We start from the raw sequence: 18201 nt of genomic DNA on the forward strand, positions 1-18201 counted from the left end.
ACTTTTAAACAGTATAATCCTCTTAAAAATGAGCATACGAAATAAACCCTAACGGGTTTCATTTTTTTCTTATGCAGCTTTCTTTTGTTTTCTCAATCCATTATACTCATAGACAACACCCATAATATCAAAGATAGTTTTCTTCTCATATCGATGGGATTTCCGGCCATTTTTCTTTAGTAGGGTAAACAGGCGGATTAAAACCTTTGTTATTATACGGGTGTTTCTCTGTATCGCTTGATATAACAGGGATAGATGATCTTGAATCATCCCAATTGCTTTATATTCGCTTAGTTCTCTTTTGTGCTTTTGCAACAGAAGTTGGCGCATCTTAAACATCGTGGAAGAACATATAAAAATGGCAATGAGTTTTCCATACACATGGCATTCTAATCGCTCTTGTTTGATAGTTTGCCAATGATGAATTTGAAATAGAGATTTCCACGTTTTAAATATGATTTCGATCTGCCAGCGGAGGGAGTAAAAATCATGGATTTGTTCCATCGGAACCACTTCCCAAGGCGTATTCGTAACATATATGTTGATACCCGTTAATCGTTTACTCTTTTCTGAAAATGTAATCCCCTTTTTACTTTCGGTATAGCTTTGTTTTTTTCTACGTTCCAGTATTTGTTCCTCTGTTAATCGGTAGATAATTACTCTTGTAAATAATCTTTGATTCTTGCCAATATACGACTCTTTTATTTCATACGTTTGTCCTGGTTTTAACGTGTGCATAATGTTCTCTAAATCAACTTGGATATACTGTGACTGTTTTTTGATTGTCCCATTTCGAAAGTATTCTGGAAATGGATTTTTCGTATAGACGGTATGGTTTAACTTAAGTCTTGATATATAGCACACGCCACGTTGATCCATTTGATCTAAGTCTTCCAATGAAAAATATCCTAAATCACGAATACACAGATCACCCGGCCGTAAGGTATCTAAGCAATCTGTTCCAAATGTTTTATCATTATTTTTTCCAGGACCTACCTGGAAGTTTAAAAACTGTCCGCTGTGTAAGTCATATTCTAATTGAATCTTGATACCTGCAGTTTGTGCACAACCACCTGACCCAGGATATACATGTGCTAAATGTTTCGGTACTTGGAAAATCGTCGCATCTAAAATACGGATTCGTTGAAAATACGTGAGTGCTGCACTTGAAATGGCTGATGTTTTACAAAGTTTACTTTTCCATAATGCAGAAAAAATATATTTCAAAAATTCAACCGCTTTTTTATCAAAGCGTTTATTGAGTCCTTCTGGACTCATAAGAGTGCCTGTGGCGGCGTGTAATTGACTGCATAGTCGAACGAGAGAATCACTCGCTGTACGTTGACTGACCCAGATACATATGGTAGCTAATTCATTTCCTGAAAACTTTCGTTTTCTTTTTACAAAACCTAATTCTTTAGCGAGTTCTTCCAAAAGAGAAGGGGTTAAATGACGATACAGCTCTTCAGAAAATAGTTGTAATTCATCTTGAATTGAAAGATTCATAAAAAATGTCATCCTTTCTAGCTAGCTTTTTAGAAAGAATAACGTTTTTTGACACTTGGGGGTAGTGCAAATTCTTAAGTTGATGGGCATGTGACGGTACCCCATGAATAGGATATTCATAATAATAGTTCCAACCAGATAGATATCTCATGATAAAATAGAAATAAAAGGAAAGATGGTGAAGATTTGAAAAAACCATTAAAAACTTCAACAATTATAGTAACCATTATCACCATTATCGCTTGCGGAATAGGATTTGATTTTTACAATCACTCTTTATCTCCAGATACAATTTATAGTACAGGTATTATAATTATTATTTTTCTTCTTTTTAGTACAAGTATTACCGACAAGTCTAAAAATACTTCTAAGCCAACAAAGAAAAAGGTCCCAGCAATATTTTGGTCTAATATCCTCATAATGATCATTTTATTCGTTGTAATTAGTTTTGTAACTACAGGTCATATATCCATTCAAAATCTAATTTTATTTATGTGCTTAATTATATATGGTGGTTTTGTTATTATTAGCATTCTATCAAAGAAAGGCAAGATATAGATTTATTAACTTCCGAGAACGAGAATTATGTAAATAAGCTGTCCATATGGGCAGCTTATTATTTTTTTGCTTAGCGTGGTTTTTTTCCAAAATGCTGGCGGTACCCCATCCCTATCAAGCTAATAGTTTTAATTACCCCATAACGAAATTTTTAGCATCGTTAACTATTGATAATGATAGGTTATGTTAATAAAAATTGTATGGGTGATATATCATAAGTATTTGTATTTCAAGTTATAAATTGTTATGATAAACTGGTTAATTTAGGGAAATAAAGGAGGGGAAATATGGATTTAATCAAAGAAGTGACTTTATTAAGATATCAATTTAGACTTATGCAAAGTATGATTCAGTCAGATGAATTCCCATTTTATAGATTTGTTATAGATCATGAATTTGAAGAAGAACAAGTAAATGCCTTAAGAAACATTTCAATTGCATTTCATGATCGATTAACTAGAGAAGAAGTTTCGATTTTTGCACAAAACGATCATTTGTTTTCTAAATTTAAACTTCCTTTAGATATGCTATATAGCCCAGAAAAGCCTAATTTAGATGAGTTTAAACTATATATCACTAAGATTTTTTATCAAGAATTTGAATTGAAATACTTATTATTAAGTTTAAAAAAACAATGTATTTTTGTGAATGTCTGTGATTATCTTTTAGAGCAATTAAAAATGAATAATAACGTTTGATTATACAGATATATAAAGTTAGCATAAATAATTATTAAACGGATATTTGGTACCGCTACATCGCTATAAAATTAAGGTTTTGGACTATCCATAAAGTAAAAAAGGCGTTATCCTTTCTGTAGAATTATAGGAAAGGATGGCGTTTTTTATGTCTGTTTCTGTGTCTGATGAATTACAACTATTTGCTCAAGAGATTCAAAGTTTTTTATCTCCAAATACCTTACGGGATCTTGCTAGAGATGTTGGTTTTGTACAACGAACTAGTAAATACCAAGCAAAAGATTTAGTCGCTTTATGTATATGGATGAGTCAAAATATCGCTACAACCTCTTTAGCTCAGTTATCTAGCTGTTTAGAATCATCCACAGAAGTACTCATCAGTCCAGAAGGACTGAATCAACGGTTTAATACATCAGCAGTTCAGTTTTTACAACATATATTGACTAACCTTCTAAATAAAAAATTAACTTCATCTATGCCACTTTCTTCTCCATACACCTCTGTTTTCAAGCGTATTCGCATTTTAGATTCCACTGCATTTCAGCTTCCAGATATATTTTCAACCATTTATCCTGGGGCTGGAGGATGTAGCCATACTGCTGGGATGAAAATTCAACTTGAATATGACCTATTAAGCGGACAATTCCTACATATCCATACAGGTCCAGGGAAACAACATGATCGAACCTATGGTTCTCTGTGTGTTCCAACTGTAACACCAAATGATTTATGTATCCGTGATTTAGGGTATTTTCATTTGAAAGATCTTCAACATATACAAGATAAAAAGGCTTACTATATCTCTCGTATTAAATCCAATACACGTATTTATCAAAAAAATCTCACACCTGATTATTTTCAAGATGGAAGAATCAAGAAAGGTACAGAGTATATACAGATAGATATGGAGGTATTAATGAACTCTCTCCAACCAGGACAAACCTATGAAATATCCGATGCTTATGTAGGAATGACTGATAAAGTACCAACTCGTGTGATTGTTCATCGACTTACAGATGAACAACAACAAAAACGATTGCAAGATCAAGCTGTAAGAGAGAAAAAGAAAGGAATAAAGTATTCCCCTCGTAGTAAACGTCTCAGTGGTATCAATGTATATATGACAAACACCTCTACAGATACTGTCCCGATGGGACAAGTACATGATTGGTACTCTTTACGTTGGCAAATCGAGATTTTATTTAAAACATGGAAATCATTCTTTCATATTCACCATTGTAAAAAAATAAAACGAGAAAGATTAGAATGCCATTTGTATGGGCAACTGATCGCCATTCTCCTCTGTTCTTCTACTATGTTTCAAATGCGTCAACTACTTCTTATGAAAAAGAAACGAGAGCTGAGTGAATATAAGGCCATATATATGATTAGAGATTATTTTTTTCTTATTTATCAAGCCATACAGAAAGACACCCAAGAATTATCAAAGATTCTCATTCGCCTGTTCAACCTCCTACAGCAAAATGGGCGAAAATCTCACAGATATGAGAAGAAAACAGTCTTTGATATATTAGGTGTCGTTTACAATTCTACCATTTCTGAAGATCAAGCGGCCTAATTCAAAAAATGAAACCCGATAGGGTTTATTTCGCATGCAAACCTTTAAATTTTCTAAGCCTGGCTTTTAGAAAAAAGAAATAATCTCTACTATACTTGATATTGTATAATCTTAGCTTGATAGTGATGTGGCGGTACCCCATGCCCATCAACCTAACAGAACAGGTTGCCCCCAAAACGATAAAAATGAACTTCATTGCTATAAAAGACTCTAATTTTTCGTTTTGGGGGCATTATAAAATTTTAACTTGATGGTGGTGGGAGATACCCCTTCAAAGGAATTTCCTCTTTAATGTCGAAATATTTCGTTAAAACGAGAATCAAGGAGAGAGGAAAATGGATAAGGAATTTTTCAGCAAACATTTTAGTCTTGAAAAAGTTAGTGAAGGGATATACGTTGCAATAGCAAGAGAAGGCAGTGGTGCCGTAGCAAATGCAGGCTTTATTGATTTAGGAGATAAAACAATAGTTTTTGATACATTTAACACACAACAAGCTGCTGAAGATTTAAAATATATTGCAGAAAAAATAACCAATCGACCCGTGACATGGGTTGTAAATAGTCATTGGCATGGAGATCATATTCGAGGTAACCAAGCATTTAAGGAAAGTAATATTATTTCAAGTCAAGTTACATATGAAAAAATGAAGGATATTCATCCATCGAGAATCAATAAGCAGAAAAATGATATACAAGGTCTAAGAAATTATATTCATTCTTTAAAAGATCAAATAAATCAAACCAATGACCCTAAGTTAAAACATCAAATAAACTTTCTAAGCGAATTGGAAGTTTCATTACCAACTTTGAAATTAGTTTTACCTCAAAAAACATTTTGTGATGCAATAACGTTTCGTGGAATTGAGCGTAGTGCACAGCTTTTCACATTAGGTGGTGGACATTCATTTTGTGATGCAGTTCTCTATATTCCAGAAGAGAAAGTAATATTCATGGGTGATTTATTATTTGTTGATTGCCATCCAACATTTTTTGAAGAATCGAATCCTGAGAATTGGATTCGCATTTTGGAAAAGGTTAGCGATATGGATGTTGAGATAGCAATTCCAGGACATGGTTCAATTGGAACGAAAATCCGCATTTTAGAATTAATAGACTATATAACTGATTTAACTGTAATTGCACGAGAAAAAGACCATATCGAAGATATTAAAGTACCTAACAACTACAAAAATTGGGGTTCTCCAGAGGTTTATCAACAGAATTTTAAAATGCTAAAAGGAATATTGGAATGTTAAATCATATAGAAATCCCTTTTACATTCCACAATATGGGGTCCCGCCCATCGCTATTAAGCTAATAAAAAGAAATACCCTCAAAATGAAAATATACGTTATTCTTTCTGTAGAATCATAGGAAAGGATGGCGTTTTTTGTATGTCTATTTCTATATCTGATGAATTACAACTATTTGCTCAAGAGATTCAAAGCTTTTTATCTCCAAATATCTTACGAGATCTTGCTAGAGATGTTGGTTTCGTGCAACGAACCAGTAAATACCAAGCAAAAGATTTAGTCGCTTTATGTGTATGGATGAGTCAAAATATCGCTACGACTTCTTTAACTCAATTATCTAGCTGTTTGGAAGCATCAACAGAAGTGCTCATCAGTCCAGAGGGATTGAATCAACGATTTAATCAAGCGGCCGTCCAATTTTTACAACACCTATTAGCTGAACTACTAAACCAAAAATTGACCTCATCTATGCCGATTTCTTCTCCACATACTTCTATTTTCAAGCGTATTCGTATTTTAGATTCAACTGCATTTCAACTTCCAGATCCCTTTTCTTTCGTTTATCCAGGTGCAGGAGGATGCAGCCATACAGCGGGAGTAAAGATTCAGCTCGAGTATGATTTATTAAGTGGACAGTTCCTTCATATTCATATAGGTCCAGGTAAACAACATGATCGAACCTACGGTTCCCTGTGTGTCCCAACTGTAACAGCGAATGATTTATGTATCCGAGATTTAGGCTATTTTCATTTGAAAGATCTTCAACATATACAAGAGAAAAAGGCTTATTATATTTCACGTATCAAATCGAATACACGTATTTATCAAAAAAATCCTAACCCTGATTATTTTCAAGATGGCAGAATCAAGAAAGGTACAGAGTATATCCAGATAGATATGGAGGCTTTAATGAACTCTCTTCAACCAGGACAAACATGTGAAATATTCAACACTTATGTAGGAATGACTGATAAAGTCCCAACTCGTGTGATTGTTCATCGGCTAACAAAAGAACAACAACAAAAACGATTACAAGATCAAACTGTAAGAGAAAAAAAGAAAGGAATGAAGTATTCCGCTCGTAGCAAACGACTTAGCGGTATCAATGTATATATGACAAATACTCCTACAGATATTGTCCCAATGGGACAAGTACATGATTGGTATTCTTTACGCTGGCAAATTGGCGTGTCCAGATAAGGACACATTATCTAGTTGGTGAAAGTCCAATCGGGGGAATAGACTCCACTCCCGTAGCCTGAGAGGCGCCATGAAGTGAAAGCGACATGGCGAAGCCCTCTGACATCACATGCAAAAGGCATGTGGGCAAATCTCCAGGTTGTAACGTACAGTGAACGTAGATGTAGCCTCGTTACACGCAATTCCGGTGGCTGAGACGGTCGATAACGTGCGAAAGCAGCAAGAACTGACCGAAACGAGTCTGGAACGGCAGTTCTCACCGGCGGGGTATCAGCGGCGACATGGAGAGAAAGATAATGTGGAAACTGGAGAAGCCCTCGACACCCGATGAAGAAACCTCATCGAGGAGACCGTCTCTATAACCGCGATCGGGAAGTGAGAACGGTAGGTGTCAGGGTGGCGGAACGGATCGTAGTACCAGAGATCTGCGTGCAGCAAAACGCGCGGGGAGGAAAGGGTCCGAACCTGTAAACATTTCGTATGACTAAAGGAGGCAAGGGTGCCATGACAAAAACACCCATCACTTTGCAGGAACTAAGGCAACGAATCTATCGAAAGGCGAAGTCTGAACCTACGCACCGGTTTTGGGGGTTATTTACCCACATTACCAAAATGACAACCCTTCACGAAGCATATCAACAGGCGAGGAAAAACAACGGTGCTCCAGGCATTGATGGAAAAAGTTTTGCTGATATAGAACTAGAAGGAGTTATCCCATTCTTAACGGGTATTCAAGAGGAATTGCAAGCTGGAATATACCGACCACAATCCAATCGAAAAGTAGAAATCCCAAAGGCAAACGGCAAAATGCGAACTCTGCAAATTCCGTGTATACGAGATCGTGTAGTACAAGGAGCGCTAAAACTCATATTAGAAGCAATTTTTGAAGCTGATTTCTGTCCAAACTCGTATGGGTTTCGACCGAAACGCTCTCCACATCAGGCATTGGCAGAAGTACGACGCAGTATATTACGCCGTATGACCATAATAATTGATGTTGATTTGTCACGCTACTTTGATACAATCCGACACAACATATTATTGGAGAAAATCGCGAAACGTGTCCAAGACCCACAGGTTATGCATCTTGTAAAACAGGTAATTAAGGCAGCAGGAAAGATCGGTGTCCCGCAAGGGGGGCCATTTTCTCCACTAGCCGCGAACATTTACCTCAATGAAGTGGATTGGACATTTGATGCCATTCGACGCAAAACAGCTGAGGGCAATTACGAAGCTGTAAACTATCACCGTTTTGCCGACGATATAGTTATCGCTGTAAGCGGACACTCTAGTAAAAGTGGATGGGCTGAACTGGCATTACGACGACTGTGGGAACAGTTAAAGCCTTTGGGAGTTGAACTGAATCTGGAGAAGACTCAGATGATCAATGTCCTAAAAGGAGAATCCTTCGGATTTTTAGGATTTGACCTGAGACGAATACCGAACCGAAATAAGAATGGATTCTTCGTTTTCATGATCCCGAAGAAGAAAGCTCGCACGACAGTGAAAGCAAAAATTCGCGAACTCATTCAAAACGCAGGAGCGAAGCCAGCACAAGACTTAATAAAACAAATCAATGCCGTACTAACTGGATGGGTGAACTACTTCCGGATTGGGAACTCTAGTCAAGCTTTCAGTGAAGTACGTGATTATACGGAGATGAAAATTCGCACATTGTTAACGAGAAGGAAACGAAGACGAAAGCGTAGCATCGGATGGCAGAGATGGAGTAACGAATATCTCTATGGTGTACTGGGGCTCTACTGGGACTGGAAAGTCCTTCCCCTGAAAAGTGCAGAGAGTTTTCGATGAAAGTGTCTGCCATTTGATAGGTCTCATAACCCTTTTGATGAAGTTTATGGGGTGAGCTGCTTGTGAGGGAAAACCTCACGAGCAGTTCTTATGGGGAGAGGCTGGAAACGGGTCACAATTGATACCGCGCCAGTCTTTTACCCGACAGATTATATTTAAAACATGGAAATTTGATTACCGTATGTGCATTTAAATCTATTTCCAATCCTTACACCTAATTAATTTATACATTTTTATATATAAATTTTATTAACTGAAAGGTACCTTGTAAATACAAATTTATGGAACTACTAATATCAAAATCCATTGAAATATAAAATCTTAATATATATCTTATAGGTAATTTAGTAACTGAATAATTTCTTTTTTAAATTCTGGACTTGCTAGTTTCAATAATTTAGGGACTTCTCTAAAGTGTTTTACAAGGGCTCTGTTAATTTTATTAGAGTAATTTTTTTTGTCCCCTGTGAGTAAGTCTACAATGTCGTTTTTCAATGAAGTACTCACTTTCCCCCATAAAAATTCTGATTCTGCCTTGTGTTTATCAATAAATTTTTTTACTTGATTAATAAAAGGATCATTTTTATGCTGAATAGCATCTTGTAACTGTGTAATAGTCATCACTTCTGCTTGAAGAGATTGGTTCATAGGAGCTGGATTAGTATTTTCGGCAGCACTTACACTTGTTGCGAAAACTCCAATACCACTACATCCAATCATACTGGCCAACGCGATTCCTGTACATTGTTTTACAAATGATTTTGGTTTTCTTGCTTTCATAATAAATCTGCCTCCCATATTAATAATTCGTCTTACAGGTAAATGTTACCATATAAATTAATAGCTTGCGCATGTCGAATGTTACAATACAGTTAAATATAAGAATTTTATAATGAATTATTATAACTTCAATTGGAAACAGTGGTTTTGAAATTGAGTCATTTTATAGGATTCTGGTGCAAAAACTTCAGAATAATTACAATAAATCTATAAAACTTGGACATACTGATACTATTACTCTAGAAAGGGTGTGTGATTCGGATGGAAAAGGAAAAGTTTTTTCAAATGGAAGCATTATCAACCAAACATTATTTTGTTAACAGTGAGATGGTACCTGCGGTACAACTTGAGTTTTCGTAATGTAGTGGAAAGGATGGAAAAGTGCGGTTTATCGATGGCTCACACAACGATTATGCGTTGGGTTCATCAATATGGACCGGAATTAGATGAAAGAGTACGGCGTCATCTTAAGACAATAAATGACTCATGGAAAGTCGATGAAACATATATCAAAATAAAAGGTCAATGGATGTATCTATATCGTGCAGTGTATTCCAAAGGAAGCACGATTGATTTTTATCTCAGTGAAACAAGAGACACAAAGGCTGCAAAGCGCTTCTTCAAGAAAGCTTTGCGGTCTTTTCATGTTTCTAAACCTCGCGTCATTACGGTGGATAAGAATCCAGCTTATCCTATAGCAATTGAACAATTGAAAAAGGCGAAAAGCATACCTGACAGTATGCAACTTAGACAACAGAAATACTGGAATAACATAGTGGAACAAGATCATCGTTTTATCAAGAAGCGAGTTCGTTCTATGTTAGGATTGAATTCACTTCGTACAGCTACTTTAATTTTAAGTGACATCGAAGCTATGCATATGATGAAAAAAGGGCAACTTCACTAAAGGGTGAAATCTGCCCGAAGTGAAGCTGAATTCATTCATAGATTGTTTGGATTAGCTGTTTAATCTCCCTGTTAACAGGATATTGCAGTTCTATGGTTGTAGTAAAGTGTTTTTGCATCAGAACCAAAATTATTGCCTCTGGATTCTTTACTTAAATTTGCTCTACACAAGTTATAAATATAAATAGTAATAAAAGAGTTATTCGTAATCTAATTTTAAGTTTGTATTTTATATTGAAAGAGTAGAGGGGAAATAAGAGGTCCATATAAAGTCTAGAGAAGCTGTTGATAACAAAGAAAACAATTTCACATTAAATTCGAGTTTAACGTAACCAACAATTGTAGGAATCTAAAATTTTCATGTATATCCATCAAGAGAGAGTATGTATATACCAATTATAGAAGGATTTAAATTATGTATTTTTTACATAATAAAATCAAATTTAAAAAGAATAATAAATAGCGTTTAAATCTTAAGTATGTAAAAAGATAAAAGTTCAACAATGTAAAATTGCTGAACTTTTATTCCTTATTCTTTCCTATTCTGCCTAAACTATCTTTAATAGTTGTTTCCCCAAGTTGTGTATATAGCAAAGCTGTATCTTGACTCGTATGTCCAAGTTGCTGCATGACTTGTAATGAGTCTTTCTCTTCCATATATAATTTATTTGCCAATGTATGTCTTAATTTATGAGGAGACATTCTTTTTCCATAAGCCTTAGTATATTTTTCTACTATATCTTGGATAGCCCTAACTGAAAGAGGCTGTGCAGTATGTTTATATTTTGATAGAAACACATTTTTTAATTCTTTCCCTGGAGCGTATTTGTTATCTCGAATTTCCATATATTTTTCAAGATCATTTAATGCAATTGGGGTAATCCATACAGAATCTTCTTTGTTTCCTTTTCGGATTACATCAATGAGTCTTTCTTTTAAGTTTATATCTTCCATGCGAAGATCCGCCAATTCACTTACACGAATGCCACTGCCAAGAAAAAGAGAGAGGATTGCTACGTCGCGATCTTTATCTCTTAGGAAATAGAACAACTGATGTTTTGTTAAAGATTTTTCATGCTCATACTTAACATAATTTAAAAACTCTTGATCATCATTATTATGAAATATTTTAGATCTCATACGTTTTGCACGGGCATTTAATGTTTCTTTATCTTTATGAATTTCGATTTTAGCCATTACATTTCTATAAAAATAACATTCTCCATCTTCGTTCTCTGATAGGGAGGTAAGGTATTTAAATAAAGATTTTAAGGCTGAAATTTTCCTGTTAACAGAAGAATTCTGCATATTCTGTTGTAGTTTTAGAAATCTCATAAAGTTCTCAACATCTTTTTTCTTTAAATTCTCCAAATCAGCGAAGGATATGTCTTTAATGGGTTTTAATTCAATAACTTGTTCAGATAATAGCCAATTAAAGAAGACTCTAAAATCATATACATAATTCAGTAGGGTGGAGGGAGAGGCATCATGCAATTCTTTGTACTCCACAAATTCTTCTATGTAAAAGGGCATTTCATTAAGATTTTCGTATAATTTTTTACGATGTACGGATTTTTGACGTTGTTTGCTGTAGTCCATAAAAATCACCTCATATATAATATAACAGAAAAAAGAGGCGAACACAAGTTCGCGTTAAATTCAATTTTTACACAAACTTATTTACATAATTAAATTATGAAATACTAAAATATGTTCAAAACTGAATGGTACAGTGTAGTTAGTCAAATGAAAATTATAGCTAACTATGTGATAAATTTGTATAAGACCATAAAATTCAGTGCAAAAATTACATATAAATGCATGTAAAATAAAACAATTTTTATATATAAATTCATACAAAAAATTAATATATAAAAACAGTTTAAAATTCGTTATTTAACATGAATTGGTTAATTTAAGCATGATTATGAGGGGTTAATTAGATGAACTTAAGAAAAAATCTTATAAATTAAAATGTAATTTACTATAAAAAATATTAATGACTAACTTAGCATTTAATGATTTCTATATAAAGCATGAATTATATAGGCACATACAAATATAAAGAAATTCATGCTAACGAGCTTAAAATACCTAAATACTGTATTAGATTTTTATTTAACTATCTTATTGTTCGTAAAATTGGTATTTCGTGCGAAGTTGTGAGTGTTTATTTTTCCACCCTTTTATAAAGCTATCATATACCTTACTTTTCATCAGTATTAATGTCTTTTAGTTTCGGGTACAGTCAGCTATACATATTAATATTGATTAAATGCTTGCTTATAGAACTTATCCAATATATAACATTTTAATGCAAAACAGTTTGCTTTAACTCCTTAAAACTAAATAGTTGGTGTATTTTTCAAAATTTAATTGTTGTGATGTCGAAATAGAGCATTTCCTTTAATTCTTTTTATTGTAGTCGGTTTAGCTAAGCGTTCCGCTAAATATTATTTAAATGCAGATTTCAAAATGTAACTACTAAATTTTTCTTTCTGTCTCAATGATATAAGTATTCTTTTCATTTTGAGATTTATTCACTTGTTTTTTATAAATCCCTATTAGATATGTTATGTAAACTGTTTAAAAGTAATTTATTGTAAATCCCTTTATATAGCCATTTTTCAAGTCAAATTCCTCCCCTACTTTACCACTCGGTGTATCCTCATTCTGTATGCTTTCTGCTTCATGTAAGTGCAAATCCGTACATCCGCATTCATCATGATATATGCTAAATCAATTCTTTATTTTTTTAGATTCATATATTCTTCTAAAGTTAGCTTTTCTTGATATATACTCTCAGCGATATCTCCTACATAACGAATATGCCAAGGTTCATATGCATAACCTGTTATACTGTCCTTACCTTTTGAGTAACGAATGATAAACCCTGCTCGCTGTGTGTTATCCCTCAACCATTTTCCTTCCTTCGTATTTGCAAAGGCTAGCTCTAGTTCATTGTTTGCACTTTTAGAAGAAACATCTATAGGTAACATATATCGTTGTATTTCTTTAGGTATCATCATTATTATAAATAGCAAATACATCCTGTAAATCAGTACTCTTAAAAAGTCTAACAATTAATCTTTCTGTTGTGATTTCCAAGTTAGCTTTCCTCCCTTACATTCGTTCTACAAATCATTTTTTATAGTAATTAAACCTCCTTCTTAGATTTCACCTAGAAGATTACATATTTCATCATATTAAATTAAAATCCTTCTTCCACTAACTGCACCGTTAGCTACATAAGAAAAAGAGCTACAATCGCAGCTCTTAAATTACTATTGCATCAATGTGCTTGTACTCAAAAATCAACAATAAAGTTATTTAATTTGAGCTCAATGCCTTCTATCTATTAGTAATAATTTATTAGTTCCCACGCCTTTCATGCATCTCTATTTTTTATTGAGTAAATCTTTACCTCAAACTTACATTGCTTTTGATTATATTTTTTGATGTAATTTGTCGATGGTCTCTACTTTTCTAACATTCTATGTAGAGTATTTTGGGCTATTCGATTTACATATTACGTTCGTGGTTATGTCATCTCATGCTGTTTTGATTTTCACTAGCCTATCTACTATATTGCTAGAAATCATATTTTACATATTAGATAGGCTAGAATTTTCAGTACCGAATTCAAATAATAAATAGAAAGTTACATGTATTGTACATTCTACATTCTTAAGATATTATGCAAGGAGTACAAACGATGACAAAAGAAAAATACGTGCTGCCGCTTAGAAAATCATTCGAGAAGTACCAGCGGAAGAAGAAAATAACGAAAAATTAAAGTGAGGTTCTCCCTCACTTTTTTCTATGCACTCATAAAGAATATAGATTTTATTCTTTTATAGTTTAATTCCTCTAAATAGCCCAATTACACGCAGTACTTTTACGCAAAGGATACACTTATTAGTTCATTTCTTTCCATTCTTGTTCCAAAATACTGTATAGAAGGGAATCACGCCAGCCATCTTTTAATAATATACACTCACGAATCCTTCCCTCTTTCGTCATTTCATTTTTTTCTAACACTTTTTTCGAACCTATATTTCTTGGATCGCAAGTCGCAAAAATACGATGAAGATTTAATTCCTCAAATCCAAATATAATCAGCAACCTTGCTACTTCCGTTGCAAGTCCCATTCCCCAATAATCTGGATTTATGTTATACCCTATTTTTCCCTCCCTATTAGTAAAATCTCGAATCTTAATCTCACCTGCCCCTACCACTCTTTCGTAATCCAATTCAACCAATGCAAAAGAAAATCGACTTCTCGGGACCTTACTTGCATCTTGAAGAACTTGGTTTACAAATTCTTTTGTTTCCGTTTCCGAATTAGGGCCCCATGCTTGGTATCGGCACACAATGGACTTTGATGTGTATATATGTATATCCTTCCAATCATTTTCTTCGATTTCTCGTAGTTTAAATCTATTATGTATTATGTTATGAACCATCTAATTCCCTCCATTAACTTATCTTAATTACAACATGAAAAAAATCGTAAATCCACTGATACTATTTATCTAGTAAAAGAGAATCAGTACATATAACCTTTGTACGTTTCTTCAAACATCTTACTCGAAATTGATCCTACATATTTGAATGTTCCATACCAGAAAATAAGTTCTTGTAGAGATTTGTCAAACACTGTACACTGAATACGTGCCGTCTTTGCCCTTCTCTTTTTAGAGGAGGTGACAATAGAACGTGGAGAATACTAGAACCACCCGTAAACGTTCAGAGAGAGAAAAGAAACGTAAGCGTCTTTTTTCTTTTGGCACAATCGTTACAGCATTCAGTTTCCTTAGAAATATACATTACTTTTTTACCAAAAGTGAAATAGGTAAGGGTATAACTGAATATGTAAGACATCTTCTTAAATAAAAAAGTGCCGCTATAAGTAGCGACACTAAGACCAGTTTGTAGTTATGATTGGGTTCCAAGGTGAAGTACTGACCATACTTTCATTGCACACGACCAATGCAGTATCATTTTGAAGTGCAAAGACGTTGAAACCCAGCTTACTACTCTATATAGTATTGCGACATGCAGTGCTTTTATTCCTGTCTGCGTACGAAAAAAAGCCTTGGTGACCAAACCAAGACTTTTCAAAAAGCTTACGACCTATCAATAGAACGAGAATCAGAACCACCCGACTTCTTGTTCGTTATAATCTAGCTTACACCCTTATTGTACTATACGTTTTTTATATTTTCAACAGTCTGCATTCCTTTCACGCAATATTCATACTTCTAATACTGAAGGTTACCTTACACGACCTCTATCCATTGAAGATTCACGTCACACTGTACATGCTTCATAGAAAAGATACAATAACATTACTATTTTTTAGTCTGTAGCTTGGTATACAATAAGAATATCCAAATACTAGGAGTGATCAGGATGACAAGTACTTTACTACTATTAGCTCTTACTTTGTGCGGAATAAGTGGACTATTCTCTCTAATTAAGAAACTAACTACACCAAAACAAGATGAGGCTAAACGTTTAATTATTATCGAATCATTGTCTATATTAGGAGTTGCATGGATAGGTATTGGACTATTCTTGTAACATACTTACACATTAATTTCGTTACGAATGAATAAAACTCATTATTCCGTCAATAATACGGATAGGCATTAGCCAAAACTCATTTAAAGTCCTTAGTCTTTCTCTTTTCCCCTTGGAGATTCCTTGACCTGGAGCAGTTAGCTTTACTAACAGCTCCTTTTTTGTATCTGTAAATGCATGATTTGATTTGCATTTGTTTGAATTGCATACAGAATGCTTTCCTAAAGTAATCGGTACATAAAATTCCATTCTATATGAAGACTACCTGTGTAATGTACCAAGCAACTCCTGCTCGTGCATTTACTCTATTAAACTAGATCCTATTTTCACTTCACCTTCTCTACGAAACTTATCCCCATTCTCTATACGACCCAGTTTCCAGTCGTACGGATATTCATCATTATGTAGTTTTTGTAGTATGTATTTATTTCCTCTTTACCTTTAATTCTAAGTCCATATGTCGACTCTCCCAAGTATGCGTATTGAATGTTTCCTGCCTAAAATCAATATACTACTTTGAAATTATTTGAGTGTTAATTCTTTTTATCTAGTATCTATTCCCTATGTGATAATTATAAATTGTAATTAGCTATAAGCATTCCATTTATCACTTTGATATAACGGTTGACCTGTGTTCCAGTCGCACATAATCCATTCCACCGTTCCACTCCCAGCATCTTTAAACTGCATTTGAACTTCTACCTTATCCGTTGTAACATGAAAAACATCCATTGCTGGACTCTTCTACTCTTTCATACGGACTTTTTATGATATGTATGCAGGATTCACCCATACATATACCGAAACCCCAATAGGGAATCATTCCACTAATTACCATCCCCATTTCATACCATTACATTTTGGAGGTTAAACAGGATGAAAAAAAAGAAGTTACAAAAATCAGCACTTTCTTTTACCCTACTCTTTTTTTTAGGTATTTCTTCTTTTCCGCTTACAACAACCATTCATGCGGATACACAAGGGGCACAAACTGCAGAAAAGAAACAAGTCTCTTTAACGGAGCGTACGTCATTATTTTTTGACTATCTCCAGCAAGGTAAATATGCAGAAGCACTTCAGTTGACGTCTGCTGCTTTTCAATCCAAGTTTACGGCAAACATATTACAAAACTGGTGGACACAAAGTGGCGGGAGCAGGATTACAAGCATGGGAACACCTGTTATTAAAGAACGAAACTTAGTCCATCAAACGGTTGAAATTCCAGGAGCTATCGAAGGAACTACTATTCCACTACTCCTTAAATTCACGCCTGGCGGCAAAGTTGATGAAGTTGGCGTAAGGACGATGCAACAGAAATCTTATACCATCCCGCATCCTAGTTATGACCAACCTGATTCCTACCAAGAACGTGAAATCGTAATTGGAAATACTACATACCCGTTACCAGCCACATTAACGGTTCCAAAACATAAACCTGGCGAAAAAGTGCCTGTTGTTGTTCTTGTTCACGGTTCGGGTCCGCAAGATCGTGACAGTACAATTATGGGAGCTAAAATCTTTAGAGACCTTGCAGCCGGTCTTTCATCAAGCGGTATCGCAGTGTTACGTTACGAGAAACGTTCCTTAGAACACGGTTTTAAAATGAGTGCAGAACCTGCTACATTAGACCAAGATACTACAGATGATGCCATATATGCAGCGAAATTAGCAGCGCAGCAGGAAGGTATTGACCCAGGTAACATTTTCATTCTCGGACATAGCCAAGGAGCTGGGACCATGCCGCGTATACTAAGCAAAGCACCTTCATCTCTTGTAAGAGGAAGTATTTTAATGGCACCTCCTGCACGTCCTTTTACTGACATGCTCCTTGATCAGTATCAGTACCTCGGGGCACCTAAGGATTTTATTAATGAACTAAAAAAACAATTCGCTTATATTAAGGATCCTACTTTTGATCCAAATCACCCACCAGCTGGTTATAATTATCCTTCTCCACATTTCATGTATGATGTGACTCGTTGGCGTCCAGTTGAGGAAGTGAAATCACGAAAAGAGCTATTACTGATTCTGCAAGGCGCACGTGATTATCAAGTAACTGTAAAAGACGATTTTACGAGATGGCAAGAAGGGCTTTCAAGCCGCAGTAATGTTCAGTTCAAAGAATATCCGAAATTGAATCACATCTTCACGGAGGGCAACGGGGAATTCAGTCACCCTAGTGAATACGAAGTCCCTTCCAATGTTCCTGCGTATGTCATCCAGGACATCGTTACATGGGTCAATGAGACAAAGAAATAAGAAAACAACAAAAGCCATCATGCAATCATCATTTCGTGATGGCTTTTGTGATATTAAAACATG

12 protein-coding genes and 4 pseudogenes are annotated in these 18201 nt (G+C 34.8%); 9 read left to right on the forward strand and 7 right to left on the reverse strand.

Features of this window, described 5'->3' with window-relative positions; genetic code table 11:
* Positions 1-69 precede the first annotated feature (69 nt).
* Positions 70-1506, reverse strand: a complete 1437-nt coding sequence (locus ACXKY9_RS30860) for an IS4-like element IS231C family transposase (RefSeq protein ID WP_001053969.1) — start codon at positions 1504-1506, stop codon at positions 70-72.
* A gap of 186 nt (positions 1507-1692) precedes the next feature.
* On the opposite strand from ACXKY9_RS30860, the gene ACXKY9_RS30865 reads away from it, so the two are divergent.
* From ACXKY9_RS30865 to ltrA, 6 genes and pseudogenes are all read left to right on the forward strand, one after another.
* On the forward strand, positions 1693-2064 hold the full coding sequence (locus ACXKY9_RS30865) for a hypothetical protein (RefSeq protein ID WP_016090641.1): 372 nt from the start codon (positions 1693-1695) through the stop codon (positions 2062-2064).
* A gap of 287 nt (positions 2065-2351) precedes the next feature.
* Positions 2352-2762 (forward strand): DUF1878 family protein, encoded by a 411-nt coding sequence (locus tag ACXKY9_RS30870; protein WP_000364215.1) that lies wholly within the window; start codon positions 2352-2354, stop codon positions 2760-2762.
* Between the two features lie 148 nt (positions 2763-2910).
* The gene (locus tag ACXKY9_RS30875; protein ID WP_000116992.1) at positions 2911-4341 is read left to right on the forward strand and encodes an IS4 family transposase; all 1431 of its coding nucleotides are present in this window, start codon (positions 2911-2913) and stop codon (positions 4339-4341) included.
* Between the two features lie 335 nt (positions 4342-4676).
* The gene (locus tag ACXKY9_RS30880; protein ID WP_016090640.1) at positions 4677-5597 is read left to right on the forward strand and encodes an MBL fold metallo-hydrolase; all 921 of its coding nucleotides are present in this window, start codon (positions 4677-4679) and stop codon (positions 5595-5597) included.
* 138 nt (positions 5598-5735) lie between these two features.
* Positions 5736-6785: pseudogene (locus ACXKY9_RS30885) on the forward strand (IS4 family transposase); the annotation flags it as partial.
* 513 nt (positions 6786-7298) lie between these two features.
* The gene (gene ltrA, locus ACXKY9_RS30890) at positions 7299-8606 is read left to right on the forward strand and encodes a group II intron reverse transcriptase/maturase (protein WP_000169374.1); all 1308 of its coding nucleotides are present in this window, start codon (positions 7299-7301) and stop codon (positions 8604-8606) included.
* Positions 8607-8939: 333 nt separating this feature from the next.
* Here the strand turns inward: ltrA and ACXKY9_RS30895 are convergent, their stop codons facing one another.
* Positions 8940-9386, reverse strand: a complete 447-nt coding sequence (locus tag ACXKY9_RS30895) for a hypothetical protein (RefSeq protein WP_000647561.1) — start codon at positions 9384-9386, stop codon at positions 8940-8942.
* A gap of 307 nt (positions 9387-9693) precedes the next feature.
* Here ACXKY9_RS30895 and ACXKY9_RS30900 point away from each other — a divergent pair.
* Positions 9694-10290: pseudogene (locus ACXKY9_RS30900) on the forward strand (IS6 family transposase); the annotation flags it as partial.
* 524 nt (positions 10291-10814) lie between these two features.
* Here the strand turns inward: ACXKY9_RS30900 and xerS are convergent.
* The 4 genes and pseudogenes from xerS to ACXKY9_RS30920 all read right to left on the reverse strand — a co-directional run bounded on the left by xerS (position 10815) and on the right by ACXKY9_RS30920 (position 14759).
* Complete coding sequence (gene xerS, locus ACXKY9_RS30905; protein WP_000386619.1) at positions 10815-11891, reverse strand: tyrosine recombinase XerS; 1077 nt, start codon at positions 11889-11891, stop codon at positions 10815-10817.
* A 1148-nt stretch (positions 11892-13039) separates the two neighbouring features.
* Positions 13040-13288, reverse strand: a pseudogene (locus ACXKY9_RS30910) (M15 family metallopeptidase); the annotation flags it as partial.
* A gap of 22 nt (positions 13289-13310) precedes the next feature.
* Positions 13311-13400 (reverse strand): annotated as a pseudogene (locus ACXKY9_RS30915) (GNAT family N-acetyltransferase); the annotation flags it as partial.
* Positions 13401-14210: 810 nt separating this feature from the next.
* Positions 14211-14759 (reverse strand): GNAT family N-acetyltransferase, encoded by a 549-nt coding sequence (locus ACXKY9_RS30920; protein WP_016090636.1) that lies wholly within the window; start codon positions 14757-14759, stop codon positions 14211-14213.
* A 949-nt stretch (positions 14760-15708) separates the two neighbouring features.
* Here ACXKY9_RS30920 and ACXKY9_RS30925 point away from each other — a divergent pair.
* Positions 15709-15879, forward strand: a complete 171-nt coding sequence (locus ACXKY9_RS30925) for a hypothetical protein (protein ID WP_000204756.1) — start codon at positions 15709-15711, stop codon at positions 15877-15879.
* Positions 15880-16464: 585 nt separating this feature from the next.
* Here ACXKY9_RS30925 and ACXKY9_RS30930 read toward each other — a convergent pair.
* Positions 16465-16611: a hypothetical protein gene (locus ACXKY9_RS30930; RefSeq protein ID WP_002101774.1), complete on the reverse strand. Its 147-nt coding sequence runs from the start codon at positions 16609-16611 to the stop codon at positions 16465-16467.
* A 144-nt stretch (positions 16612-16755) separates the two neighbouring features.
* On the opposite strand from ACXKY9_RS30930, the gene ACXKY9_RS30935 reads away from it, so the two are divergent.
* Entirely contained in the window at positions 16756-18138 is a 1383-nt protein-coding gene (locus tag ACXKY9_RS30935; RefSeq protein ID WP_016090635.1) for an alpha/beta hydrolase family protein, read from the forward strand.
* The last annotated feature ends 63 nt before the right edge of the window (positions 18139-18201 follow it).

It is taken from the genome of Bacillus sp. 2175, from assembly GCF_057812155.1.

Excerpts from the sequence above, each read along its gene's own strand:
- ACXKY9_RS30875 (WP_000116992.1), top strand. The coding sequence starts at position 2,911 with ATGTCTGTTTCTGTGTCTGATGAATTACAACTATTTGCTCAAGAGATT.
- ACXKY9_RS30880 (WP_016090640.1), top strand. The coding sequence starts at position 4,677 with ATGGATAAGGAATTTTTCAGCAAACATTTTAGTCTTGAAAAAGTTAGT.
- ACXKY9_RS30920 (WP_016090636.1), bottom strand. The coding sequence starts at position 14,759 with ATGGTTCATAACATAATACATAATAGATTTAAACTACGAGAAATCGAA.
- ACXKY9_RS30935 (WP_016090635.1), top strand. The coding sequence starts at position 16,756 with ATGAAAAAAAAGAAGTTACAAAAATCAGCACTTTCTTTTACCCTACTC.
- ACXKY9_RS30870 (WP_000364215.1), top strand. The coding sequence starts at position 2,352 with ATGGATTTAATCAAAGAAGTGACTTTATTAAGATATCAATTTAGACTT.
- ACXKY9_RS30860 (WP_001053969.1), bottom strand. The coding sequence starts at position 1,506 with ATGAATCTTTCAATTCAAGATGAATTACAACTATTTTCTGAAGAGCTG.
- ACXKY9_RS30930 (WP_002101774.1), bottom strand. The coding sequence starts at position 16,611 with ATGGATGTTTTTCATGTTACAACGGATAAGGTAGAAGTTCAAATGCAG.
- ACXKY9_RS30925 (WP_000204756.1), top strand. The coding sequence starts at position 15,709 with ATGACAAGTACTTTACTACTATTAGCTCTTACTTTGTGCGGAATAAGT.
- ACXKY9_RS30895 (WP_000647561.1), bottom strand. The coding sequence starts at position 9,386 with ATGAAAGCAAGAAAACCAAAATCATTTGTAAAACAATGTACAGGAATC.
- xerS (WP_000386619.1), bottom strand. The coding sequence starts at position 11,891 with ATGGACTACAGCAAACAACGTCAAAAATCCGTACATCGTAAAAAATTA.
- ltrA (WP_000169374.1), top strand. The coding sequence starts at position 7,299 with ATGACAAAAACACCCATCACTTTGCAGGAACTAAGGCAACGAATCTAT.